This window comes from Solibacillus palustris (assembly GCF_022549215.1).
Lineage (GTDB): Bacteria > Bacillota > Bacilli > Bacillales_A > Planococcaceae > Solibacillus > Solibacillus daqui.
Map to the genome: position 1 here is coordinate 639,756 of NZ_JAKZFC010000001.1, position 24,678 is coordinate 664,433.

At 38.1% G+C, this 24,678-nt stretch carries 24 protein-coding genes and 1 other annotated feature; all 24 genes read left to right on the plus strand.

The annotated features are described in order from the left end of the window. Positions 1 to 15 precede the first annotated feature (15 nt). The 24 genes from LZ480_RS02940 to LZ480_RS03055 all read left to right on the plus strand — a co-directional run bounded on the left by LZ480_RS02940 (position 16) and on the right by LZ480_RS03055 (position 24,677). Positions 16 to 2,205, plus strand: a complete 2,190-nt coding sequence (locus LZ480_RS02940; protein WP_241367886.1) for a penicillin-binding transpeptidase domain-containing protein — start codon at positions 16 to 18, stop codon at positions 2,203 to 2,205. A gap of 57 nt (positions 2,206 to 2,262) precedes the next feature. Beyond that, positions 2,263 to 4,179, plus strand: a complete 1,917-nt coding sequence (locus tag LZ480_RS02945) for a penicillin-binding transpeptidase domain-containing protein (RefSeq protein WP_241367887.1) — start codon at positions 2,263 to 2,265, stop codon at positions 4,177 to 4,179. Between the two features lie 135 nt (positions 4,180 to 4,314). Continuing rightward, positions 4,315 to 5,289 (plus strand): phospho-N-acetylmuramoyl-pentapeptide-transferase, encoded by a 975-nt coding sequence (gene mraY, locus LZ480_RS02950; RefSeq protein ID WP_241367888.1) that lies wholly within the window; start codon positions 4,315 to 4,317, stop codon positions 5,287 to 5,289. Beyond that, positions 5,286 to 6,638, plus strand: coding sequence for a UDP-N-acetylmuramoyl-L-alanine--D-glutamate ligase (murD, locus tag LZ480_RS02955; protein ID WP_241367889.1), 1,353 nt, complete (start codon positions 5,286 to 5,288; stop codon positions 6,636 to 6,638). Before mraY ends, murD begins: the two co-directional genes overlap by 4 nt. A gap of 7 nt (positions 6,639 to 6,645) precedes the next feature. Further along, entirely contained in the window at positions 6,646 to 7,758 is a 1,113-nt protein-coding gene (gene ftsW / locus LZ480_RS02960) for a putative lipid II flippase FtsW (RefSeq protein WP_332844016.1), read from the plus strand. After that, entirely contained in the window at positions 7,742 to 8,590 is an 849-nt protein-coding gene (locus LZ480_RS02965) for a cell division protein FtsQ/DivIB (protein ID WP_241367891.1), read from the plus strand. Before ftsW ends, LZ480_RS02965 begins: the two co-directional genes overlap by 17 nt. A gap of 145 nt (positions 8,591 to 8,735) precedes the next feature. Continuing rightward, entirely contained in the window at positions 8,736 to 9,287 is a 552-nt protein-coding gene (locus tag LZ480_RS02970) for a DUF881 domain-containing protein (protein WP_408641584.1), read from the plus strand. Positions 9,288 to 9,317: 30 nt separating this feature from the next. After that, positions 9,318 to 10,025: a DUF881 domain-containing protein gene (locus LZ480_RS02975; RefSeq protein ID WP_241367892.1), complete on the plus strand. Its 708-nt coding sequence runs from the start codon at positions 9,318 to 9,320 to the stop codon at positions 10,023 to 10,025. A 14-nt stretch (positions 10,026 to 10,039) separates the two neighbouring features. After that, positions 10,040 to 10,402 (plus strand): small basic family protein, encoded by a 363-nt coding sequence (locus LZ480_RS02980; protein WP_241367893.1) that lies wholly within the window; start codon positions 10,040 to 10,042, stop codon positions 10,400 to 10,402. A gap of 107 nt (positions 10,403 to 10,509) precedes the next feature. Further along, complete coding sequence (ftsA, locus tag LZ480_RS02985; protein ID WP_241367894.1) at positions 10,510 to 11,802, plus strand: cell division protein FtsA; 1,293 nt, start codon at positions 10,510 to 10,512, stop codon at positions 11,800 to 11,802. A gap of 39 nt (positions 11,803 to 11,841) precedes the next feature. After that, a complete protein-coding gene (gene ftsZ, locus LZ480_RS02990) occupies positions 11,842 to 13,002 on the plus strand; it encodes a cell division protein FtsZ (RefSeq protein ID WP_241367895.1) in 1,161 nt (386 codons plus the stop codon). Between the two features lie 194 nt (positions 13,003 to 13,196). Continuing rightward, positions 13,197 to 14,018 carry a sigma-E processing peptidase SpoIIGA gene (locus tag LZ480_RS02995; protein ID WP_241367896.1) on the plus strand — a complete coding sequence of 274 codons (822 nt, stop codon included), beginning with the start codon at positions 13,197 to 13,199 and terminating at the stop codon, positions 14,016 to 14,018. A gap of 13 nt (positions 14,019 to 14,031) precedes the next feature. Next, positions 14,032 to 14,739, plus strand: coding sequence for an RNA polymerase sporulation sigma factor SigE (sigE, locus tag LZ480_RS03000; RefSeq protein ID WP_241367897.1), 708 nt, complete (start codon positions 14,032 to 14,034; stop codon positions 14,737 to 14,739). Between the two features lie 81 nt (positions 14,740 to 14,820). Beyond that, the gene (gene sigG, locus LZ480_RS03005; RefSeq protein ID WP_241367898.1) at positions 14,821 to 15,591 is read left to right on the plus strand and encodes an RNA polymerase sporulation sigma factor SigG; all 771 of its coding nucleotides are present in this window, start codon (positions 14,821 to 14,823) and stop codon (positions 15,589 to 15,591) included. 66 nt (positions 15,592 to 15,657) lie between these two features. Further along, a complete protein-coding gene (locus tag LZ480_RS03010) occupies positions 15,658 to 15,897 on the plus strand; it encodes a PRC-barrel domain-containing protein (RefSeq protein ID WP_241367899.1) in 240 nt (79 codons plus the stop codon). Positions 15,898 to 15,969: 72 nt separating this feature from the next. Continuing rightward, positions 15,970 to 16,638, plus strand: a complete 669-nt coding sequence (locus LZ480_RS03015; protein WP_241367900.1) for a YggS family pyridoxal phosphate-dependent enzyme — start codon at positions 15,970 to 15,972, stop codon at positions 16,636 to 16,638. A gap of 12 nt (positions 16,639 to 16,650) precedes the next feature. Then, positions 16,651 to 17,190, plus strand: a complete 540-nt coding sequence (locus LZ480_RS03020) for a cell division protein SepF (protein WP_241367901.1) — start codon at positions 16,651 to 16,653, stop codon at positions 17,188 to 17,190. A gap of 23 nt (positions 17,191 to 17,213) precedes the next feature. Beyond that, complete coding sequence (locus tag LZ480_RS03025; RefSeq protein WP_241367902.1) at positions 17,214 to 17,474, plus strand: YggT family protein; 261 nt, start codon at positions 17,214 to 17,216, stop codon at positions 17,472 to 17,474. A 112-nt stretch (positions 17,475 to 17,586) separates the two neighbouring features. Further along, positions 17,587 to 18,375 carry a YlmH family RNA-binding protein gene (locus LZ480_RS03030; RefSeq protein WP_241367903.1) on the plus strand — a complete coding sequence of 263 codons (789 nt, stop codon included), beginning with the start codon at positions 17,587 to 17,589 and terminating at the stop codon, positions 18,373 to 18,375. A 95-nt stretch (positions 18,376 to 18,470) separates the two neighbouring features. After that, positions 18,471 to 19,016 (plus strand): DivIVA domain-containing protein, encoded by a 546-nt coding sequence (locus LZ480_RS03035; RefSeq protein ID WP_241367904.1) that lies wholly within the window; start codon positions 18,471 to 18,473, stop codon positions 19,014 to 19,016. A gap of 67 nt (positions 19,017 to 19,083) precedes the next feature. Beyond that, positions 19,084 to 19,401 (plus strand) — a binding site (T-box leader). A gap of 86 nt (positions 19,402 to 19,487) precedes the next feature. Beyond that, positions 19,488 to 22,253: an isoleucine--tRNA ligase gene (gene ileS, locus LZ480_RS03040; RefSeq protein ID WP_241367905.1), complete on the plus strand. Its 2,766-nt coding sequence runs from the start codon at positions 19,488 to 19,490 to the stop codon at positions 22,251 to 22,253. Positions 22,254 to 22,343: 90 nt separating this feature from the next. After that, the gene (locus LZ480_RS03045) at positions 22,344 to 23,060 is read left to right on the plus strand and encodes an AzlC family ABC transporter permease (protein WP_241367906.1); all 717 of its coding nucleotides are present in this window, start codon (positions 22,344 to 22,346) and stop codon (positions 23,058 to 23,060) included. Further along, complete coding sequence (locus LZ480_RS03050; protein ID WP_241367907.1) at positions 23,057 to 23,383, plus strand: AzlD domain-containing protein; 327 nt, start codon at positions 23,057 to 23,059, stop codon at positions 23,381 to 23,383. The genes LZ480_RS03045 and LZ480_RS03050 overlap by 4 nt, the downstream gene beginning before the upstream one ends. A 151-nt stretch (positions 23,384 to 23,534) precedes the next feature. Next, positions 23,535 to 24,677, plus strand: coding sequence for an FIST signal transduction protein (locus LZ480_RS03055; RefSeq protein WP_241367908.1), 1,143 nt, complete (start codon positions 23,535 to 23,537; stop codon positions 24,675 to 24,677). Position 24,678: the final 1 nt, after the last annotated feature.

A 24,678-nucleotide genomic window follows, 5' to 3' on the forward strand; every position in this document is an offset into this window, starting at 1 on the left:
TATGGGGCCTTTCTAATGTTTTTATTATTTGGAGGGCTCTTTTTACTGTTATATTGGCGTTTTGTATCCATTCAGGCTACAGGAGTTGTAAAAGGACACGAACTAGAAACAGAGGCGCTATCAAAATATGAATCGGGTTATGCCTTGTCTGCGGATCGTGGGAAAATATTAGATCGAAACGCAAATGTTATTGCAGAGGATACATTGAGCTATCGTCTAGTAGCGGTTATTTCAGAAGAGGCAACGGAAAATGAAAAAAATCCTAGACATGTTGTCGATACTGCCAAAACGGCGAGTGAATTAGCAAAGTATATCCCAATGGATGAGGATAAAATTTATGAGCGTTTAAATCCGAGTAAACAATTATATCAAGTAGAATTCGGGCTTGCAGGTCGAGGAATTAGCCACGATGTGAAAAAGCAAATTGAAGCACTGAATTTACCAGGGATTATTTTCTTTAGCGATAAAAAGCGCTACTATCCAAATGGCGTATTTGCCTCGCATTTAATTGGTTTTGCGTTGCGAGAAACCGATGAAGAAGGAAAATCGGAAGTAGTAGGAAAAATGGGGCTTGAATCCATCTACGATAAGCAACTGACAGGTACCGATGGCAAATTGACTTATCAACGTGATGCGCGAAACTATCTGTTGCCGAATAGTAATAATATCGTGCAAGAGGCGCAGCATGGTAATGACATTTATTTAACGCTTGATAAAACGATCCAAAACTTTTTAGAAGATGCAATGAGCCGAGTGAATACAAAATATACCCCTCAGTCCATGATTGGCGTTGTTGCAGACCCAAAAACGGGCGAAATTTTGGCCATGTCACAACGCCCGACATTTAATCCAGATACGCGTGAAGGGCTAGATGGCAACTGGTTAAATGATGTTGTAGAAAACACAATTGAGCCAGGTTCAACATTCAAAACCTTTACCGTAGCAGCAGCAATGGATTCGGATAATTGGTTTCCAAACGCAAAATATAAATCAGGTCAATATACAGTTTATAAAGATGTAATTCGAGACCATAACAGGTATGGTTGGGGAACGATTTCTTATTTAGAAGGTTTCCAGCGTTCATCTAATACCGCAATGACCAATTTACTTGATGTAATGGGCTGGGACACATTAGAAAAGTATTTAGATGATTTTGGTTTCGGTCAAAAGACAGGGATTGATCTACCGAATGAGGCAAGTGGGATTATCAACTCACGCTATCCAATTGATAAGTATACAACGACATTTGGTCAAGGTTCTACGGTGACGCCAATTCAGCTAATTCAGGCATTATCAGCTATCGCAAATGACGGTAAAATGATGCAGCCATACGTCATCGATAAGATTGTGAATCCAAATACGGGTGAAGTCGTTATGAATTCGGAGCCTGTAGAGAAGGGGCAACCAATTAAAGCAGAAACTGCGAAAAAAATGCGTGAATTACTAGCTTCTACTATTTACGGTGAAGCTGGGAACGCAAAACGCTTCCAAATTGAAGGTTATGAAGTGGCAGGGAAAACAGGTACGGCCCAAATGCCAAAAGCAAATGGGCGTGGTTACGACTGGGGTAAAAATGAATTCTTGTATTCGTTTTTAGGTATGGCACCAGCGGACGACCCGCAATTAATTGTTTATATTGCAGTTGCGAAACCGAAATTAGGTGCAACAGAGGCTGGTTCTGACCCAGTGTCACAAGTATTTAATTCCGTTGTGCAAAACAGTTTAAAATATATGAACATTAATCCAACTGATACAGCAGAGGTAAAAAAGAAGGAATTAGCCAATTATGTTGGTGAACATTCAGATTCAATTATTACCGAACTAGAAGCAGATGGTCTGCATCCAGTGCTAATTGGAGAAAGTGGCGAAATTACTGAGCAATTTCCGGCACAAGGGAAAGTGTTAACGCAAGGTGGCATAGTCTTTTTAAAGACAGCTGGCGCGATAACTGTACCATCTTTTGAAAAGTGGTCATTACGTAATTTACTCGTATATAAATCTTTATCTAATTTACCAATCGAAATATTTGGTGAGGGCTTTGTCGAAAGTCAAAGTGTGTCACAAGGTACGATAATTTCTGATGGTGCACCAATTGTCGTTAAATTAAAAACACCCGAAGAACAGTATTTAACTCCGCCTGCAGAGGATATGGAGTTAGAAGACGAGATTGTTGAAGGGGAAGAACAACAACTACCAGAAGAATAAAACGCTTAGAATACAACCATTCCTTAAGACATACGCTGTTGTTAGTGAGGTGTTTTAATGAAATGGGTACAAAAAAGTTCTAAAAATCGATTAACATGGATCGCCATCGCATTTGTATTATACGGCGTGGCGATTTTTGTTAAATTATTGTATGTTCAAATTGTTCAATATGACGAATTGTCAACATTGGCAAAGGAAAACTGGGACCGAGAAATACCTTTTAATGCAGAGCGCGGTGAAATAGTTGACCGTAATGGCGAAGTAATCGTTACGAATGCTTTAGCACCAACTTTGTATTTTATGCCTGCGCAAAATGAAAACAAGGAACAAGTTGCGGATGCCATTAGCGAAGTGTTGAACAAAGATCGAACACAAGTTTTAAAAAAGCTTCAGCAGCGGATAAACCTTGTTAAACTTGCACCCGAAGCAAAAAACATTACCTATGATGAAGCAATTACATTGCAGCAAATGCAAATACCAGGACTTTATAGTGGGATTGATTATGTAAGAGCGTATCCTAATGGAAATTTATTGTCGCGGTTTTTAGGGTTCACTGGCGTCGACAACCAAGGCTTAGCAGGGATTGAATATGAGTATAATGATATATTAACAAGCTCTAGCGCGGCTATTCGATTATATACTGACGCAAAGGGAACTCCACTTGATCATGTTGATGATGAATGGAAAGACGGTAAAGATGGTGCTACATTACAATTAACGATGGATATCGAAATTCAGAAAATTGTTGAAAGAGCATTATCTCAAGCAATGCTACAATACGACGCTGACCAAGCTCTTGCAATTGCTATGGATCCAAATAGTGGTGAAATTTTAGCACTATCATCGTTCCCAACGTATGACCCGACAAATTTTTCTGAAGTCGATTCAAGCATTTATAACCGTAACTTACCAGTGTTTATGTCGTATGAGCCAGGCTCAACCTTTAAAATCATTACATTAAGCGCAGCGATTGAAGAAGGTGTGGTCGATATGGAACATGATGAGTTTTATGATCAGGGGTATACGATGGTCGAAGGGGCAAAATTACGCTGCTGGAATCGATCTGGACATAAACATCAAACCTTTTCTGAAGTTGTACAAAATTCATGTAATCCAGGCTTTGTAGAGCTCGGACAACGTCTTGGTCCTGACAGATTACTCGATTATATACACCGATTCGGCTTTGGGAAAAAAACAGGCTCGAATATTGCTGGTGAGTCTTCGGGGATTCTATTTTCAAGAGAAGGCTTTGGTCCTGTAGAGCAGGCTACAACGTCCTTTGGGCAAGGAATATCAGTTACTCCGATTCAACAAATGCAAGCAGTAGCGGCAGTCATTAATGGTGGTACATTATATCAGCCGTATGCGGTATCAAAAATTGTGGATAGTCAAACAAAAGAAGTCATTAAGGAGCAACAGCCAATTGCAAAAGCACAGGTAATCAGTGAGGAAACATCTGAGCAAGTGCGTCATGCTTTAGAATTGGTTGTAGCAAATGGTTCTGGGCGTCAGGCATACCGTGATGGTCTACGGATTGCAGGGAAGACAGGTACAGCACAAAAGGTAGAAAATGGACGCTATAAAGAAGGCGATTATATCGTGTCATTTATCGGGTTTGCACCTGCAAATGACCCTAAAATTCTTGTTTATGTAGCGATAGATCATCCGAAAAGCGCCTTACAATTTGGTAGTGTTATTGCTGCGCCAATCGTTGGTCAGATTATAGAAGATGCGGCACCGATTCTACAAATCGAAAAACAAACGGAGCAAATCGAGCGACGTTATGTTTGGGGTGATGAACTAACAGAACGTATCCCAAATTTTGTTGGACTTAAAAAAGATGAAGTCGTTGATAAATTACATCCTTATAAAATTGTGTGGCACGGTGAAGGTAAGAGCGTCATTCAGCAAATTCCTAGCGAAAACAGTCGAATTTTGCAGAATGACACAGTCCATTTATATTTAGGTGATTAAATTGCAATTCAACCTTTAAAAATCCAACTAAAAGAACTATTATAGTGAATGACGTTTTTGTAACGATATAGTAAAAAAATATTGAAACATACGACGCCAACGTATTTCAAACAGAAGTTTTAAAGGAGATTTTTTATGACACTATCAACAACATTGACCATACTCGTTTCTTCGTTTTTAGTAACGGTCATTTTAGCGCCAATCGGTATTCCGATTTTGCGTCGATTGAAGTTTGGCCAAAGCATCCGTGAGGAAGGCCCTCAATCACATTTGAAAAAAGCAGGCACACCGACAATGGGTGGCTTAATTTTCATATTAGCAATCATTGTTTCGACAATCGTTGTGGCGATGATTTTTGATTTATTTACAACACAAACCGTTGTACTATTACTTGTTTTAGTTGGATTTGGTGTCATTGGCTTTTTAGATGATGGTTTAAAAGTAATTTTTAAACGTAATTTAGGATTAACGTCATTACAGAAGCTCATCGGACAAATTGTTCTTGCAGTGGCAGCATTCTTATTATTACGTTTAGGTTCATTTGATACAACAGTCGGAATTCCATATACGGATATCTCAATTGATTTAGGTGTACTATACGTAGCATTTTTAATTTTCTGGCTTGTTGGGTTCTCTAACGCAGTGAATTTAACAGACGGGCTAGACGGTCTTGTTTCAGGTACAGCCTCTATTGCGTTTGCAGCATTTGGTGTGATTGCATTATTTAATGAGCAAGCAGATATCGCATTATTTGCATTTGCCGTTACAGGTGCATTATTAGGTTTCTTAATTTTCAATGCAAATCCTGCGAAAGTTTTCATGGGTGATACTGGTTCGTTAGCTCTTGGTGGTGCACTAGCGATGATTTCTGTCCTTGTGAAGCAAGAGCTATTGCTACTATTGGTCGGCATAGTATTCGTTGTTGAAACATTATCCGTTATTTTACAAGTAGGTAGCTTCAAGTTACGTAAAAAGCGTATTTTCAAAATGAGTCCAATTCATCACCATTTTGAATTGTCAGGATGGTCTGAATGGAAAGTCGTAATCGTATTTTGGTCAACAGGTTGTATCGTAGCACTTATTGCAGTATTAGCGGAGGCGTTATTATGATTCAGTATGAAGGATTACAGTCTAAAAAAGTTTTAGTATTAGGATTAGCTAAAAGTGGTGTCGCAGCTGCAGAGCTTTTACATGAGCTAGGAGCGTTTGTAACAGTAAACGATGCTAAACCATTTGATGCTAATCCTGAAGCGCAAGAGCTATTATCAAAGGGAATTACCGTTATTTGCGGTCGTCATCCAGAAGACTTATTAGATGAGGGCTTCGAATTTGTAGTAAAAAACCCAGGGATTCCTTATACAAACCCAATCGTGGCAGATGCAGTTGGGCGAGGGCTACCGGTACTTACGGAAGTAGAGCTTGCATATTTAGTAAGTGAAGCGCCGTTTATCGGTATTACAGGTTCAAATGGTAAAACAACCACGACGACTATTATTTTTGAAATGCTACAACAAGGCAATTTAAAGCCGTTAATCGCAGGGAATATTGGAACGGTTGCATGTGGCGTTGCTGCAGAAGCAAAAGCAGATAATGTTATCGTAACGGAATTATCGTCGTTTCAACTAATGGGAACACGTGATTTCCGTCCACGCATTGCAATTTTAACTAACCTTTATGAAGCACATTTAGATTATCACGGAACATTTGAAGAATACGCCGAAGCAAAGTTCTGCGTAACAAAAAATCAAACAGCTGAAGACTATTTTATCTATAATGCAGACCAACAAATTGTCGTTGATTATGCTAAAAAATCAAAGGCACAACTTGTACCATTTACTACGAAAGGTCGTTCAGAAACGGGCATTAGTGCAGACGCTGAAACCATCTACTGGCAAGGTGAAGCCATTTTAAACCGTGTTAATATCGTTTTACCCGGCAATCATAACTTAGAAAATATTTTATGTGCAGTAGCTGCGGCTAAATTATCAAACTGTCCAATCGAAGCAATTGAAAACGTTCTTGCAACATTTGTAGGTGTGCGTCATCGTACACAATTTGTTCGTGAATGGCAAGGCCGTAAAATGTACAACGATTCAAAAGCGACAAATGTATTGGCTACGAAAAGTGCATTAACAGCATTTACAGCGCCGATTGTGTTATTAGCAGGCGGTTTAGATCGTGGTCATTCATTTGAAGAGCTACGTGAAGAAATGAAAGGTGTTAAAGGTGTAGTTGCATTTGGTGAAACGGCGTTACGCTTTATCGAATTTGCGAAGTCTTGTGGCGTTGAAAATATTGTCCGTGCAATTGATGTAGAAGATGCTGTTGGCTATGCTGCAAAAATGTCAGCAGACGGCGATATTATTTTACTATCTCCTGCATGTGCAAGCTGGGATCAGCATGAAAGCTTCGAAATTCGAGGCGACTTATTTATCGAACGTGTAATGAAACTTTCTTAAAGAAAGGATAGCGACACTGTCACAGCACTTAAAGGGATATTTTTTCGTCAGTGCCTTTTTGTTATCGATTATTGGTATTGTTTTTATTTATTCAGCCGGAACATATTGGGGTGAGGTACATTATTTTGGACAAACCCCGTTTTATATCAAACAGGCAATCTATTTTGGAGTAGCACTCGTTTGCTGCATAACGGTCATGAATATTCCAGCATTTCAAAATCCGAAATTGTGGGCCGTTTTTTATATTGTATCCCTTGTATTATTAGTTGCTGTATTAATACCTGGGATAGGTATCGTACGAAATGGCTCACAAAGCTGGATTGGCGTAGGGGCATTAACTGTTCAGCCAGCTGAACTTGCTAAAGTGACAACTCTTACGTATTTAAGTGCGATATTATCTAAGCGAAAAACATATGAACGTGTAGTTCAAATCCGACATTTTGCCGTTATTTTTATGCCGGTATTTCTAATTATGCTGCAGCCGGATTTTGGGGCCGTGTTTATATTAGTTGTTGTGGCGTTTATATTGCTTTTTATTGCGAAATATCCGATTCGTTTATATGTTGCATTAATAGTAATTGGAATGGCAGGACTTGCGGTGTTAATTGCTGCGGCACCGTATCGTTTAAAGCGGATTGAAGCTTTTATCAATCCATGGGCCGATCCTTTAGGAAGTGGATTTCAGGCGGTACAATCACTTTTTGCAATCGGACCTGCAGGGTTATTTGGACATGGGTTATTAAAAAGTAGACAAAAGTATTTATATTTGCCTGAACCGCAAAATGACTTTATTTTTGCCATTATTTTAGAAGAAATAGGGCTTGTTGGCGGATTAGGATTGCTGCTTATTTTTGCGTGCTTTTTAATAACAGGCTACCGTTTAGCGCTTCGTTGTAATGAGGCATTTCATTTTTATGTAATATGCGCATTAACAACAATTATTGCAGTGCAAGCATGTCTAAATGTGGGGGTAGTGATTAATTTATTACCAGTAACAGGCGTAACGCTACCATTTATCAGCTATGGAGGTACGTCGTTAGTTGTTGTGTGGTTGACTGTGGCGCTCATTTTAAATTTTTCAAGTGAAGAAAGGAGGAAAAATGATGGAAAAAGTGATTGATATTACAGAACGTGTACCCGCCATGAAAAAAAGAAGAAAAAGAAGAACCAATTTTAAGTTTGTTGCTTTAATCACAGTTTTCCTCCTAATCATTTTAGTACTGCTTTATTTTCAATTACCTTATAGCAATATAAAAAAAATTGACATTAAAGGTGCAGAACTTCGAGAAGAGGCATTCTATTTGCAACAGTCTACGTTGCAAATAGATGACTCATTATGGGGATTCAAAACGTCTGAAGTGGAACAAACTATTGCTGAAAATGAATGGATTAAATCTGTTCATGTAAAACGAAAATTTTTAAATGATGTAGAAATTACAATTGATGAATGGCACAAGGTAGCATACATTTCAAAAGATGGCGAGTTTTATCCGATGCTTGAAAATGGTGTGATATTTAATGAGGTTAATGAAATCACACCAATTGACGCGCCGATTTTTTTGGATTTTGAAGATGAAGCACTTCGTAAAAAGCTTTTAACGCAACTAGTTAAGTTAAAGCCAGAAGTACTGTCACTCATTTCTCAAATAAATTCCAATTCAACAGAAGCCGACCCATATGCCATTACATTATTTATGAATGATGGCTATGAAGTACGAGCTGATGCCAATACATTGGGGGAAAAGTTAAATTATTATCCTTCAATCATTGCACAAATTGAGCAACAAGAAGGGTTTGAAAAAGGGATAATTGATATTGAAGTGGGTTCGTATTATCGTCCTTTTTCAGATGAGTATTCACTAATTGGTGATGTTAAAGCGGAGTCTGAGGAAGGGGGGCAAGAAGAAAATCAAAATGATGAACAACAAGAGCAACAAACAGGGGAAGAATAAGTCATCTTTGTTTTCACGTAAATATTTGATGTTATTTATTGTATGTATCATTACCGGATTTATTATTGGGTTTTCGTATAATTTATCTAAGGATAAGCGTACCTTGAGCTCAGCCTCCTCACAATACGAGAAAGAAAATCAGTATATGGAAGAATTAATAAGCCAAAAAGAACGTAGTAAAGAGCTTGTAAATGAGCTTGCCGAACTTGAAGAAAAAATACGCACATATGAGAAAAAGTACTCTTCCAATGAAGCAGATTATGAACAAAATATACAAGATGCCGAACAGCTTAGATTATTACTAGGCTTATCAGCGGCTGTTGGTAAAGGCATCAAAATTACACTACAAGATGGCGATTATAATCCACAATCGACGAATCCGAATGAGTATATTGTCCATGAAAGTCACATTTTCAAAGTATTAAATGAGCTAAAAATTGCGGGAGCAGAGGCAATTTCGATAAACGGCCAACGCTTGAAGACCAATTCTTATATTAGCTGTAATGGCCCTGTAATTACGATTGATGGTCAGCAATACCCAGCACCCTTTGTCATTGAAGCAGTTGGCAATCAGGATGCATTAATTTCTTCGTTAGAGTTAACGGGTGGTGTGTTTGATCAACTATTAAATGAACAAGTTGTCGTGACAATTGAGCGCAGCAGTTTAGTTGAAATGGCAACAATCAATGAAGATTAAAGTAGTGAAAAATCATTCGGAGGGGTCATGATGACGAAAAAAATGTACCGTAATATAACGATTATCTCGTTCATCATTGGTTTTATGTTAGCGGTACAATACAATACTGTTCAAAACCCAACCGAACGAAATACAGTAGATATATGGGAAATTCGCCAGCAATTATCGGAAGAAAAAGAGCGACATTTAGATTTACTAACTACGATTGCGGAAGTGACGGAAACAGTTAATAAATATGAGGATGCCGAGTTCGATAATCCAGAGCTACTTTTACAGCAAACAGTGGATAACTTGAAGGCGCAGGCAGGGATTTTACCGATAAAGGGTCCCGGTGTTACGCTTTCAATTGAACCGGCTGCCGAATTGCTACAATTTGGATATGAAATAAAGCCCATTTCACCAGAATTGTTGATCCGACTAATCAATGAATTATATCGATATAACGCTCAGGCGATCGAAATTGGAGGGAAACGGCTAACATATAATAGTGCTATCCGTGATATCAATGGAAAAACAATGGTGAATAGTGAGCCACTCGATGATCTTAATGTCGAAATTAACATTATTACACAATCATATGATCAAGCTGAAAAACTAAAAAACCATTTATTAGCTTCATCATTTCCAGAGCAATTTTATATTGATAATCTCGTTTTAAATGTCCATGAACCTTCTGAAAATATACGCATTAATTCAACGGTTGATGTCAAAAAGAGCAACTATTTATTAGAGAAGTAAAAGGGGATGCGAATATGTGGTTACCACTTTTAGGGTTGATTTTTGGCGTGGTATTAGGAATTTTTACAAATATTCAAATTCCATCTGTTTATGAAAACTATTTGTCAATTGCTGTACTAGCAGCACTTGATACGATGGTTGGAGGAATTCGTGCTCAATTACAACAGGTTTACGATGATAAAGTTTTTATTTCGGGCTTTTTCTTTAATATACTTTTAGCAGCAGGACTTGCTTTTTTAGGTGTTCATATTGGAGTAGACTTGTATTTAGCGGCAATTTTCGCGTTTGGTGTACGTCTTTTCCAAAATATTGCTGTAATTCGACGTATCTTATTAACAAAGTTAGAAAATAGACGAATAAAAAAAGGTGAAAACTAGTAACAATCACGTTAAAATATCATTACAATTTATTGATTTACTTAGACAATCACATGATTTTACAATAGAATGAACTATAGGGAGTAATTCGAAGGAGGTGCAGAATTTTGAATCATCAAGAAATTTATGTTTCGCTCGATATTGGTTCGTCTTCTATTAAAGTATTGATCGGGGAAATGAGCGATGATCAATTGCACGTAATTGGTGTAGGGCATGTTAAATCAACAGGAGTTCGTAAAGGGGCCATTGTTGATATTGATGCAACCGTACAATCAATTAAAAAAGCGGTAGACCAGGCTGAGCGTATGACGGGTATTAAAATAGATGAAGTAATTCTCGGAGTACCTGCAAACCAAACGCTTTTACAATCTGTAAAAGGTGTGGTAGCAGTTAATAGTGAAAACCGTGAAATCACAGATGATGATTTGGCACGTGTAATAGACTCTGCACAGGTAATGTCTATTCCACCTGAACGAGAGCTAGTAAACTTAATTCCTAAACAATTTATCGTAGACAATTTAGATGAGATTAAAGATCCACGCGGTATGATAGGAATTCGTTTAGAAATGGATGCAGCAATGATTACTACATCTAAAACGCTAGTACATAATGTGTTGCGTTGTGTAGAACGTGCTGGCCTCCAAATTCGTGAAATTTATTTGCAACCGTTAGCGGCAGGAACGTTTGCTTTAACGGAAGACGAAAAGAATCAGGGGACGGCATACATCGATTTAGGTGGTGGTTCTACTACAATTGCGGTATTCCAAGATGGATTGTTAACGAATACAGCAGTAATTCCAGTTGGTGGAGATCATATTACAAAAGATTTATCAATCGTTTTAAAGACACCAACAGAGCAAGCTGAAAAAATCAAAAAACAATATGGACATGCCTTTTATGATGATGCTTCTGATGAACAACTATTCGAAGTACCAGTTGTCGGAACAGATTCAACAGATCAATATAGTCAACGCTATATTTCTGAAATCATCGGTGTTCGTTTAGAAGAATTATTTGAACTTGTTTTAGACGAACTTGCTCGCATGGGCATTCAAGATTTACCTGGTGGTATTGTAATTTCAGGTGGGGTAGCACAGTTAGAAGGTATTGCTCAGCTCGCACGTCAAATGATGCTAACGCGCGTACGAATTTATACGCCGGATTATATCGGTGTTCGTGAACCGGCATTCACAACTTCGGTTGGTTTAATTCGTCATGCGTATGCAGATGACGAATTTTATGGACATAGCGAGCCAGTAAATGCGATACCGTATCCTACTCAACCAGCTCCTTCTAAAAAGCAAGCTGCTAATGTATCGGAGAGAGTAGATAGCGCTAATGCTAATAAAGTAAGTGTTATTGATCGCGCAAAAAACATATTAAATAAATTTTTCGATTAAGACGAAAAGTATGACGTGAACAATTAGGAGGAGAACTGTATGTTAGAATTTGAAACGGGTATGGACCAACTAGCCGTAATTAAAGTAATCGGCGTTGGTGGTGGCGGTAATAACGCTGTTAACCGTATGATTGAACATGGTGTTCAAGGTGTAGATTTTATCGCTGTAAACACAGATTCACAAGCTTTGAACTTATCAAAAGCTGAATATAAATTACAAATTGGTGGCAAATTAACGCGTGGTCTTGGCGCTGGTGCAAACCCTGAAGTAGGTAAAAAAGCAGCAGAAGAAAGCCGTGAACAATTAGAAGAAGTACTAAGAGGTGCCGATATGGTATTCGTCACTGCTGGTATGGGTGGCGGTACTGGAACTGGTGCAGCGCCTGTAATCGCTTCTATTGCACGTGAATTAGGCGCATTAACTGTAGGGGTTGTAACACGCCCATTTACATTTGAAGGTCGTAAACGTCAAACTCAAGCGATGGGCGGCATTTCTACAATGAAGGAAGCCGTAGATACACTGATTGTTATTCCTAATGATAAGTTATTACAAATCGTTGATAAATCTACACCGATGTTAGAAGCGTTCCGTGAAGCGGATAACGTTTTACGTCAAGGTGTACAAGGTATTTCAGATTTAATCGCAACACCTGGTTTAATCAACCTTGACTTTGCCGATGTAAAAACGATTATGTCTGATAAAGGTTCAGCGTTAATGGGAATCGGTATTGCTTCAGGTGAAAATCGCGCTATAGAAGCAGCGAAAAAAGCTATTTCATCTCCACTTTTAGAAACATCAATTGATGGTGCTAAAGGGGTTATTATGAACATTACTGGTGGCGTAAACTTAAGTCTTTACGAAGTACAAGAGGCAGCAGATATCGTTCAATTAGCTTCTGATGAAGAAGTGAATATGATTTTCGGTTCGGTAATTAATGACAACTTAAATGACGAAATTATTGTAACGGTTATTGCGACAGGGTTCTCTGATGATTTTACTGCGCCAAAACCACAGCCGGTTCGTCCGTCGTTAGGTGCACGCCAGCAAGCTGCGACGCACCAAACACCCCAACCGCAGCCATCTACTCGTGCTCAAGAATCAGTACAACAAGAGGTTCCACGTCAGCAACAACAAACGAACTATCAACAAGAAGATGCTTTAGACATTCCAACATTCTTACGTAATCGTCGTAATCGATAAGTTTTTCTTTTAAACTAGTGCAACGCTTAAAAGCGGTGCGCTAGTTTTTTTGTTGTCTATTTTTTGATTGCTATAACTGTCGAAAAGATTCAGAAGATTAAATAAATTGTCAAACGATTTCTTAAAATAGGTGAGCTTGTTTGACAAAAAGCGCAACCCTACATTTGCTAGTCTTATTAGCAGGAGGACAAAGCATGTATGCAGAGTGGATACTGTTATTTAATTTTCTTATAAATGTGGCGCTTTTAAAATTCATAGAAGCAATGACTTCTTCAACGATTCCAATATGGAGATTAGTAGTAAGTGCATTTAGTAGTGCGCTCATTGCGATCGTATTTTATGGTCATATACTTAGCATCTTCCTTTGCTTTATTGTGCTTATTGGTATTGCGTATTCTTTTCGCTTCACAGCACTTTTACTGTATGGTCGCTGGCTTGTTGTAGCGACGCTATTAGTAGGCGGCTTATTAACAGCGTTGCAACCCTTATTAAGTTCAGATGCATTTTTTGTATATATTTTGCTGTGTGTTGGCATAGTATGTAGTAGTTTACTAGCATTTAAACTTGGTTGGATGAAAAAGCTACAACAAATTGTGCAGCAACGATTTATTACACCATGTACCGCACAGTTTCTTCATGAACAATGGGAGCTCGTTGCCTACATCGATACCGGCAACGAATGCGTAGAACCAATTAGCCTAGCACCTGTTCATTTTATCGCATTTGATGCGGTGCAATCATCAATGACACCTGAGTTAAGAAATGGGTTACTTGCGTGGGATGAGGCGCGGCCATATGAGTTGTCAATGTTTGCAACACAGCATCAAAAATACATTCGAATGGTGGCCATTTCAACTGTACAAAAAACGACTACATTTGTTCCAGCGTTTCGCATGACGCTTACAATTCACGAACACACTTATGTGAATCATTATGTTGTTTTTACGAAAAGTGCGACAAAGTTTCCACAAAGTGCACATCTGATTGCACATGTTTCTGTTCTAACCAATTCATAAGGGAGGCTCGATATTGTTACAAAAACTAAAATCATGGATTGTTAAACTATTTAGCTATTTTACGAAAAAAGGGACATACTATATAGGAGGACATGATTCATTGCCAATTCCATTAACACGAGAAGAAGAAGTTGTTGTCGTTGAAGCTTTTATGAATGGGGACTTACACGCGAGAGATATGCTGATAGAACGTAATTTACGTTTAGTTGTTTATATTGCAAGACGTTTTGATAATACAACGACACCAATCGAGGATTTAATAAGCATTGGTTCGATCGGGCTAATTAAAGCAATTGAAACTTTTAATTTAGACAAAAATATTAAGTTAGCGACTTACGCATCTCGCTGCATTGAAAATGAAATATTAATGCATTTACGTAAGACAAGCCGCATGAAGGGGGAAGTGTCTTTTGACGAACCGCTCAATGCTGATGCAGATGGCAATGAATTATTACTGTCCGACATTTTAGGGACAGAAGAACATATAATTACAATGGATGTTGAACGAAAAATTGAACGCCAGCATATGTTTATGGCGATCAATCAATTAACACCACGTGAAAAATATATTATGGAGTGTCGCTTTGGTTTAAATGGTAAAGAAGAAATGACACAAAAGGAAGTGGCGGATCACTTAGGTATTTCTCAGTCATATATTTCGCGTTTAGAAAAGAAAATTATTTTAGATTTACGTGAATATTTAAATGAACCAATTGCGTAATACTGGCTAATTTTGGCGTGCATAGTGTAACTAATTCCGGACAAACTGATGTTAATCATGAAGTTCGAAAGGTGAAATGCTATGCGGACGAAAGTAGAATTATGTGGTGTTGATACTTCAACCTTACCAGTTTTAAAACCTGAGGAAATGAAGCAATTATTTATTCGATTACAACAAGGAGAGCTGTATGTACGTGACGAGCTTGTCTTTTGTAATTTACGGCTTGTGTTAAGTATTGTAGGTCGTTATGCGTATCGAGGGGAACAGGCAGATGATTTGTTCCAGGTGGGTTGTATAGGCTTATTGAAGGCGATTGATAACTTTGATTTAAAACATAATGTACGTTTTTCAACGTACGCAGTGCCAATGATTATGGGGGAAATTCGCCGCCATTTACGTGACCATCATGCTTTACGTGTATCACGTTCACTACGAGATATTGCTTATAAGGCGATGCAAGCAAAGGAACGTTATATTGCTGAGCATTTACGTGAACCGACAATTGAGCAGCTAGCACAGGAAATCGAGATGAAAAAAGAGGATGTGCTATTTGCACTTGATGCGATTCAAGATCCGATGTCACTGCAAGAACCGATTTATTCGGATGGCGGCGATGCTATCTATATGATGGATCAAATTAAAGATAAAGTAACGGAAGAACAATGGGTAGGTACGATTTCGCTACAGGAGAGCATGAAGCGTTTGAATAGTCGTCAAAAGATGATTATTGAAAAACGATTTTTCCTCGGTGAAACACAAACTGAAATTGCTCAAAGCTTAGGGATATCACAAGCACAAATTTCTAGATTAGAAAAAAGCGCGGTTGAATTATTACAGCGGGATTTTCGTTAAAGTTTTTGAAAGAGGGACTGTCCGTGATAAGGGCTGTCCCTTTTAGTTCATAGAAAGGATGGGAACATGAGGTTTTCTTCTGTACAGGAAAAGGAGATTATTGATTCTGTTAGTGGGAAATTTATCGGGTATATTGTAGATGCAGAAATTGACGAGGCGCGTGGAGAAATAGTAGCACTAATTATTTCTGCACCAAAAAAGTTTTACCACTTATTTCAAGGGGAAGAGACAGTTAAGAAGATAGCCTTTAGTCATATTCTCACAGTAGGAAAAGATGTTATATTAGTGAAAACCCATGATGAATAGGTCAGCCTATTCATTGTAAATTGCCACTACGCTTGTTACAATGAAAGAAACTGTAGTAAAGTTGGGAAAAAAGTGGCAAAAATCGAAAATAATTTAGAAGTTATTCAACAACATATAGAACAGGCAAAGCAACGTGGAAAAGTACAGCAGCAGGTAAATATTATCGCTGTGACAAAAGAGGTAGATGTAGCGCGCACGAAAGAGGCTATTGCTGCCGGCTTAACTCATATAGGGGAAAACCGTCCAGAAGGTCTCTCAACTAAATTACAAGCAATTGATGCAAATGTTTTTTGGCATTATATAGGTTCATTACAAACTAGAAAAGTAAAGCAAGTAATCGACCAAATTGATTACTTGCATTCATTGGATCGTTTAAGTTTAGCACAGGAAATTGAAAAAAGAGCTTCAAAAAAAGTGAAATGTTTTGTACAGGTAAATGTTTCGGGTGAAGATTCAAAGCATGGCTTAACGAATGAGCAAACAATAGAATTTGTAAAACAATTAGAGCAATTTTCGAAGATTGAAGTAGTTGGCTTAATGACAATGGCTCCTTTTACTGAAGAAGAAACCGTCATTCGAAATGTGTTTAAACTATTAAAACAATTGCAACAACAAGTGTCCGAGTTAAACATTCCGAACGTACCTTGTACAGAGCTTTCGATGGGGATGTCAAATGACTATGAAATTGCAGTCGAGGAAGGCGCAACATTTGTCAGAATAGGAACGGCTCTTGTTGGCTAAGGAGGATGTAATATGAGCATAAAAAATATTTTTGATAAATTCTTTTATTTAGAAGACATCGAAGAAGATCAAGCTCCGGATCAAGCGCAAGCAACGCCATCAAAGCAAGTTCCTAAAGCTACACCACAAGATGCATATTATCAAGAGGCAGTTCAAAAACAACAAACACAGGTGATTCAAAACCGTATGAAAAAAGAACGAAAAGTAACTCAACAGCGTAATGAAGTAATTATGCAACCTAACATTCAAAATAGTAATAATGTTGTAAGCCTTCAAGCTGCAGCATCATCTAAAAATTCGAAACTAGTATTAATAGAGCCACGTGTTTATGCAGAGGCGCAAGATATAGCTGAGCATTTAAAGCAAAGGCGTGCGACAGTTGTGAATTTACAGCGCATTGACCGCGATCAAGGAAAGCGAATTATCGACTTTTTAAGCGGAACAGTATACGCTTTAGGTGGAGATATTCAACGTATCGGTAATGACATTTTCTTATGCACACCAGAAAACGTAGAAGTATCCGGAGAAATTTCGAATTTAACATTCGAGTAATTTAGTAATAGAGAGGTAATTAAATGATCATTTTTGGAGTTGTAAAAACAATATTTATAATTTACCGTTATATGCTGATTGGTTACATATTAATGTCTTGGGTGCCAGCGCTACAAGAGTCAGCAGTTGGACGTTTCCTAGAAAAAGTATGTGAACCATATTTAGGCTTTTTCCGTAAGTTTATCCCGCCAATTGGCATGATTGACATTTCACCAATCGTTGGATTATTCGTACTATATTTCATCGAACGCGGTGTATATAACGTTTTAATCTTCTTACTATAAGACACGTAAAACCCCTTCACGTCAAACATGTTGGGGTTTTCTTTGTCAATAATTAAATTTGGAAATTAAATGGAATGCAACGACACTGAATATAATAGAAAGTAGGCTTAATATGCAGCATTTAATACAGCATTTTCGTAAAGATGAGCAGCCATTTATCGAACAGGTTGTCGGTTGGCAACGTGAGGTAGAGGACCGTTATGCTCCAAAACTAACGGATTTTTTAGACCCAAGGCAGCGCTTTATTGTCGAATCGATAATTGGTCAAAATGCCGACCTACTTATTTTTACGGCAGGTGCCTTTGAAGAAGCAGAACGCAAGCGTATGCTCATTGCACCATCCTATTTTGAGCCAACGGAAGACGATTTTCAAATTGGTGTCTACGCGATAAACTATCCGGCAAAATTTGTACAATTACGTCATCCAGATGTACTCGGAGCATTATTGTCAATTGGATTAGACCGTAGTAAATTTGGGGATATTCGCTTAGAAGAAAATACAGTGCAATTTGCTTTAGCCTCTGAAATTTCTGATTATGTACGTGCTAATCTATCGAGTATTGGTAAAGTGAAGGTACATGTTGAACAAGTCGATTTAATAACCTCACTTATTCAAAATGAGGAACGATGGATTGAAAATTCTTATACGGTGTCTTCCATGCGTTTAGATGTTGTCTTAGCAACTGTAGCTAATATTTCACGCCAAAAATCACAAAATTTGATAACTGCAGGCAAAGTAAAAGTAAACTGGACTGTGCGTGAAGTAGTGGCATTTGAGCTACAAGAGGGCGATATTGTATCTGCTAGAGGATTCGGTCGCATGAAGGTCATTATGACAGAAGGACGAACAAAAAAAGATAAAATACGCTTACAAGTAGGACGTTTAGAGCAAAAAGCATAAGTTTCGAGGACTTTTTAAGAAAACATGATGTTATTCGATTAAGAAACGTTTATAATGTGTTGTAACAATGTACATGTAAAGGAGAGTAGAACGATATGCCATTATCACCTCTTGATATACATAATAAAGAATTTACACGTGGCTTCCGTGGCTATGCAGAAGACGAGGTAAACGAATTTTTAGATCAAGTAATCAAAGACTATGAAATTATTTTACGTGAGAAGAAAGAGCTTGAAGATCAAGTACAAACAATGATCGAAAAAATGAATCATTATAATTCATTGGAAGATACATTGCAAAAATCAATCGTTGTCGCGCAAGAGGCTGCTGATGAGGTACGTCGCAACTCTCAAAAAGAAGCAAAATTAATAGTTAAAGAGGCAGAAAAAAATGCTGATCGCATTATTAACGATGCATTAACAAAAGCCAGAAAAGTAACAATTGAAATTGACGAATTAAAAAAGCAATCGAAAGTGTTCCGCAACCGCTTCAAAATGTTAGTAGAAGCACAATTGGATTTATTAAATACAGGCGATTGGGATCATTTATTAGAATATGATGTGGATTTAACAGATATTCAAGACCAGCACCGTTCCGATGAAGATGAAGCTGCGTCAACAGATAGTACTCCATCCTATTAAGTAATCGTACTTGACATTTCGCGGTGCGATTTCTATACTGAAGAATAATGAAATGATATATAAAACGCATAAAGCTTTGATGGAGACAGTACATTTGGCATGGCCGCTTAGCGATTCGAGGATGGTGAAAGCTCGAACAAAACAAGCTAAATCGAAAATCACTCCTGAGCTAAATAGCTGAATGAAGTTAATAAGCCCCTGGCAGATGTCACAGATTTTTAAAGAAAGTTTTTTTAGTAAACTCAAAAAAATCTGGACGCTATTACGCCGAGGCGTAATTGATTAAGTAAGCTATTTCGTGTCACACGACGTTACAGTGTCTAATGAGGCGAATATTTCGCGAAATTAGGGTGGTACCACGAGACTAATGCTCCTCGTCCCTTTTACTGGGATGAAGGGGCTTTTTTATTTTGAAAAGCATCTCACCCTAGTTCGAGCATACAACTTCAATAAATTTAGGAGGACTTTTACATGGTAGAGTACAAAGAGACGTTATTAATGCCAAAAACAGATTTCCCTATGCGCGGAGGCTTACCGACTAAAGAACCGCAAATTCAAGCACAATGGGATGAAATGGATATTAACAAATTAGTAATGGCGCGCACAGAAGGTAGCCCAGAATTTATATTACATGATGGACCTCCTTATGCAAACGGTGATATCCACGTAGGGCATGCATTAAATAAAGTAATTAAAGATATGATTAACCGCCAAAAAACAATGTCGGGTTTCCATGTGAACTATGTGCCAGGTTGGGATACACACGGTTTGCCAATCGAGCAAGCATTAACGAATAAAGGCGTTAAGCGTAAAGAAATGTCAATTGCTGAGTTCCGTGAGCTTTGTGAAAAGTATGCGTACGAGCAAATTGAAAATCAAAAAGGTCAATTCCGTCGCTTAGGTGTACGCGGAGACTGGGAAAATCCATACATCACATTAAAGCCTGAATTCGAAGCGCGCCAAATTGAAGTATTTGGTAAAATGGCAGAAAAAGGCTATATTTATAAAGGCTTAAAACCGGTATATTGGTCACCATCTTCTGAGTCAGCATTAGCAGAAGCAGAAATCGAATACAAAGATGTTGAATCTTATTCAATCTACGTAGCATTCGGCATTAAAGATGCAAAAGGTGTCGTACCTCAAGATGCAAAATTCGTTATCTGGACAACAACACCTTGGACAATTCCAGCGAACTTAGGGATCTCAGTAAACCCTGAATTTACGTATGTTGTGGCTGAAGTTGCGGGTGCAAAATACATCGTAGCAAAAGAGTTACTTGAAAAATTATCAGTAACATTTGGTTGGGAAGATGTACAAATCGTTCAAGAAGTAAAAGGGCAAGAACTTGATTTAATCGTAGCAGAGCACCCAATTTACAAACGTGATTCATTAGTGATGGTTGGAGAGCACGTAACTTCAGATGCTGGTACTGGCTGTGTACACACAGCACCAGGTCACGGTGAAGACGACTATAACGTTGGTAAACAGTACGGCTTAGAAGTTTTATCACCTGTAGATAACGGCGGTTGCTATACAGATGAAGCACCAGGCTTTGAGGGCTTATTCTATGAAAAAGCAAACCCTATCGTAATCGAAAAGATAAAAGAAGAAGGGGCATTACTAAACGTTTCAAAGTTCAGCCATTCATATCCACATGACTGGCGTACAAAAAAACCAGTTATTTACCGTGCAACACCACAATGGTTTGCATCAGTAGAAATGTTCCGTGGCGAATTATTAGAAGCGGTAAAAGCGACAGAATTCACACCTGCATGGGGTGAAACACGTCTTTACAATATGATTCGTGACCGTGGCGACTGGGTAATCTCTCGTCAACGTGCATGGGGTGTGCCAATTCCGATTTTCTATGCCGAAAATGGCGACCCAATCATCACACCAGATACAATCGCGCACGTTTCGAAATTATTCCGTGAGCACGGATCAAACATTTGGTTCCAAAAAGAGGCAAAAGAATTATTACCAGAAGGTTTTACACATGAAGGTAGCCCGAATGGTAAATTTACAAAAGAAAACGACATCATGGATGTTTGGTTCGACTCAGGTTCATCACACCAAGGTGTACTTGTGGAGCGCGGCATGAAATATCCAGCTGACCTTTATTTAGAAGGTTCTGACCAACACCGTGGCTGGTTCAACTCTTCATTAATTACATCTGTTGCAATTAATGGCTATGCACCTTACAAAGGCTTATTAACACATGGTTTCGTACTTGATGGTGAAGGCCGTAAAATGTCGAAATCATTAGGGAATACGATCGATCCATTAAAAGTAATGGAACAATATGGTGCAGATATCCTACGTATGTGGGTAGCATCAGTAGACTATACAGGTGACGTTCGTATCTCAATGGATATGTTAAAACAAGTTTCAGAGACATACCGTAAAGTACGTAACACATTACGTTTCTTACACGGAAACGTAACAGACTTCAATGATGCAACAGACCGCGTTGCTTACGAAGACTTACGTGAAATGGACCAATATATGTATATGCGCTTACAAGATGTAGTGAAAACGATTCTTGCAGCATATGACCGTTACGACTTCTCAACAGTGTATACAACTGTGAATAACTTTGTAGCGATTGAACTTTCTTCATTCTACTTAGATATTGCAAAAGATGTTGTGTACATTGAAGGAACGGACAATAAAGCACGTCGCGCAATGCAAACGGTAATGCATGATACATTAATGGCGTTAGTGAAATTATTAACACCAATTATTCCTCATACAACAGAAGAATTATGGGGCTACATGGAGTTCGAAGGTAAAGAAGCTTCTGTTCAATTAACAGATTTCCCAGAGGTTGATGAACAAGCAAACTTCGAACAATTACGTGCAAAATGGTCAAAAGTGATTGCTGTGCGTAATGAAGTGCTAAAAGCGTTAGAAGAAGCTCGTAATGCCAAAACAATCGGTAAATCATTAGAAGCAAAAATCTCTGTTTATGCAGATGCTGAAACAGTAGAAATATTAAATGATGCAACCATCGACTTTGCTCAACTTTCAATTGTGTCACAATTTGTTATTGCAGGTGGTAAAGAATCAGCTCCTGCTGAAGCGCTAACTTTAGAAAAAACAGCTTTAGTTGTTGAAAAAGCAGACGGAGAAAAATGTGAACGCTGCTGGACAATTTCAGAAACGGTTGGTTCTGATGAAAAGCATGCTACATTATGTAAACGTTGTGCCGATGTCGTAGAAAATTATTACGTATAAAAAATTGGAACGCTGTTGCCTTTTGGTAACGGCGTTCTTTCAAACCTTTTATATTTTCAGAAAAGAAAGTTTTTTAAAGGGGGCGTTGTAGTGGAGCATACAGAACAAAAAGCGTATACACCAGATACCTTTTTACAAGGTGTGAAAGATTGTATTCCAACATTGCTCGGCTATATTAGTATTGGCGTTGCGTTCGGTGTTGTCGGTATTGCATCTGGAATTTCTGTTTTCGAAGTGTTTTTACTTTCAGTACTTGTTTATGCAGGTTCAGCGCAGTTTATTTTTTGTGGACTATATTTAGCTGGAGCTCCTCTATCGGCTGTTATCGTGACGATTTTTATTGTGAACTTAAGGCATTTATTAATGTCTTTAACGATTGCACCGTATTTTACGAAATATTCGATGCTGCGTAATATCGGTTTTGGGACACTGCTAACAGACGAAACTTTTGGAGTATCTGTTGTAACGGCGGGGAAAGAAGGACGTCTAGGTGGGAAATGGATGGATGGCCTCAATGTGACTGCATATACAACATGGATTGTAGCTTGTACAGTTGGTGGGATTATTGGGCAATGGCTGCCAGATCCAGAAAAGTGGGGCTTAGACTATGCACTTGTTGCGATGTTTGTTGCATTGCTTGTGTTAACGCTGCAGAGCATTCCAAAGGAAAAAATAATGCATTATCTAAAGTTAATTGCGGTCATGGTCGTCAGCATGTACGGGATGCTGTATTTCATGCCGGGGCATTTAGCGGTGCTACTTTCAACGATAGTTGTGGCAACGATTGGAGTGGTAACTGAAAAATGACGACAACAATTGCGATGGTATCATTAATAGCGGGCTGTGCATTGGTAACATGGATTCCACGTATTTTACCTTTTGTGATAGTAAAAAATATGAAAATGCCAGACATTGTACTGCGCTGGCTAGCGTACATACCGGTTTGTATTTTATCTTCTCTTGTCATTGATGGATTTTTTCATAAGCAGCAATCTTATGTAACAATTGATTGGTTAAATGTGGGGGCGTTTATTCCCACTTTAGTTGTTGCACTTTTAACGAAAAGTTTATCGAAAACGGTAGTGGCAGGTGTTGTAACAATGGCAGTTATGCGCTTTTTATTTGTTTGAAATTTTCTCGACTTACTTAACAAATTGTTGGGTAGGTCTTTTTGTATAGGATATTGGAAATTTTATAGAGTATTAGTTTATGCTATAATATTCTGAAGTTAAACAATGAGATTTAATTAATAGTATAAGTTGACTAAAAGGGAGTAATAATATGGATTTAATTTGTTCTGCTATAACTAAATCGAAGCAAGCAAAGCAGGCAGTAGATGAGCTTGCGCTAACAATACATAAAGATCCTGCATTGTTGTTATTTTTTGCGAGTACAGCCTATTCATTTGATGAGTTGGTATCATGTTTTACGAACAAATTTCCGAAAAGCCAAATTGTAGGTGTTACGACAACTGGTGAAATAGGACCAACAGGATTTGACGAATTTAGTCTAAGTGTACAAAGTTACGCATCACAGATAGGTGAATTTCAAGCGACATTAATGACAGACATTGCAAAGTATCCGATTTTTGAGCGTCAAAAGCTTGTTACCACTGCAAAACAGCTAGGTATTCCGCTACATTCGAAAAATATTGAAAATGAAGGACTAGCGTTTGTTTTTCCTGTGGGCTTACAGGCTGGTGAGGAAAAAATGCTGTCCGTTGTGAATTCAATTTTTGAACAAGATGGTTTTCCGATTTTTGGTGGGACGGCAGGTGATGATGCAAAATTTGAAGCGACCTATGTTAGTGTAAATGGTGAATTTACTACAACAGGAGGAGCAGTCATTTTTATAAAGCCATCTGTTGATTTTTATATTATTAAAGAAAATAACTTTGAAAGTATGGGTAAGAAAGTAAAAATTACAAAGGCTGACCCAGAAAAACGAATTGTTTATGAAATGAATGGTAGACCAGCAGCCGAAGTATATGCACAAGCGTTAGGAGTGTCGGTAACTGCGTTAGATAAGAATTGGGCGCTGCATCCATTAGGCAGAAAGTTAAACAATGATTTTTATAATGCATCGCCATTTATGTTAAGGGAATCAGGTGCAATTGAATTTTATTGCCAAGTATATGAGGGGGCAACACTAGAAATATTGCAACCGCGTGATGCGATTGTAGAAATGGAAAAAACAATCGACAATTTTACAAATCATTTTACGCAATTAAATGGTGTATTAGCATGTAACTGTATTTTACGAAAGCAGCAATTTCAACAAGAGCATCTAATGGAAAAGATGAATGCCCGCTTAAAGAAATTGCCGAATTTATGCGGATTTTCAAGTTATGGAGAGCAATTAAATAAATCACAGCTTAACCAAACAATGCTGTTAATTGGCTTTGGAAAATTACGAGCGGAGTGAA

What these genes read in the sequence shown, in the direction of transcription:
- LZ480_RS02965 (WP_241367891.1), top strand. Translation starts at nt 7,742, where the DNA reads ATGGAAAAAGTGATTGATATTACAGAACGTGTACCCGCCATGAAAAAA.
- LZ480_RS02945 (WP_241367887.1), top strand. Translation starts at nt 2,263, where the DNA reads ATGAAATGGGTACAAAAAAGTTCTAAAAATCGATTAACATGGATCGCC.
- LZ480_RS03050 (WP_241367907.1), top strand. Translation starts at nt 23,057, where the DNA reads ATGACGACAACAATTGCGATGGTATCATTAATAGCGGGCTGTGCATTG.
- ileS (WP_241367905.1), top strand. Translation starts at nt 19,488, where the DNA reads ATGGTAGAGTACAAAGAGACGTTATTAATGCCAAAAACAGATTTCCCT.
- LZ480_RS03025 (WP_241367902.1), top strand. Translation starts at nt 17,214, where the DNA reads ATGATCATTTTTGGAGTTGTAAAAACAATATTTATAATTTACCGTTAT.
- LZ480_RS02970 (WP_408641584.1), top strand. Translation starts at nt 8,736, where the DNA reads ATGGAAGAATTAATAAGCCAAAAAGAACGTAGTAAAGAGCTTGTAAAT.
- LZ480_RS02940 (WP_241367886.1), top strand. Translation starts at nt 16, where the DNA reads ATGTTTTTATTATTTGGAGGGCTCTTTTTACTGTTATATTGGCGTTTT.
- LZ480_RS02980 (WP_241367893.1), top strand. Translation starts at nt 10,040, where the DNA reads ATGTGGTTACCACTTTTAGGGTTGATTTTTGGCGTGGTATTAGGAATT.
- LZ480_RS02975 (WP_241367892.1), top strand. Translation starts at nt 9,318, where the DNA reads ATGACGAAAAAAATGTACCGTAATATAACGATTATCTCGTTCATCATT.
- murD (WP_241367889.1), top strand. Translation starts at nt 5,286, where the DNA reads ATGATTCAGTATGAAGGATTACAGTCTAAAAAAGTTTTAGTATTAGGA.
- LZ480_RS03020 (WP_241367901.1), top strand. Translation starts at nt 16,651, where the DNA reads ATGAGCATAAAAAATATTTTTGATAAATTCTTTTATTTAGAAGACATC.
- sigG (WP_241367898.1), top strand. Translation starts at nt 14,821, where the DNA reads ATGCGGACGAAAGTAGAATTATGTGGTGTTGATACTTCAACCTTACCA.
- LZ480_RS02995 (WP_241367896.1), top strand. Translation starts at nt 13,197, where the DNA reads ATGTATGCAGAGTGGATACTGTTATTTAATTTTCTTATAAATGTGGCG.
- LZ480_RS03055 (WP_241367908.1), top strand. Translation starts at nt 23,535, where the DNA reads ATGGATTTAATTTGTTCTGCTATAACTAAATCGAAGCAAGCAAAGCAG.
- mraY (WP_241367888.1), top strand. Translation starts at nt 4,315, where the DNA reads ATGACACTATCAACAACATTGACCATACTCGTTTCTTCGTTTTTAGTA.
- LZ480_RS03035 (WP_241367904.1), top strand. Translation starts at nt 18,471, where the DNA reads ATGCCATTATCACCTCTTGATATACATAATAAAGAATTTACACGTGGC.
- LZ480_RS03010 (WP_241367899.1), top strand. Translation starts at nt 15,658, where the DNA reads ATGAGGTTTTCTTCTGTACAGGAAAAGGAGATTATTGATTCTGTTAGT.
- ftsZ (WP_241367895.1), top strand. Translation starts at nt 11,842, where the DNA reads ATGTTAGAATTTGAAACGGGTATGGACCAACTAGCCGTAATTAAAGTA.
- LZ480_RS03030 (WP_241367903.1), top strand. Translation starts at nt 17,587, where the DNA reads ATGCAGCATTTAATACAGCATTTTCGTAAAGATGAGCAGCCATTTATC.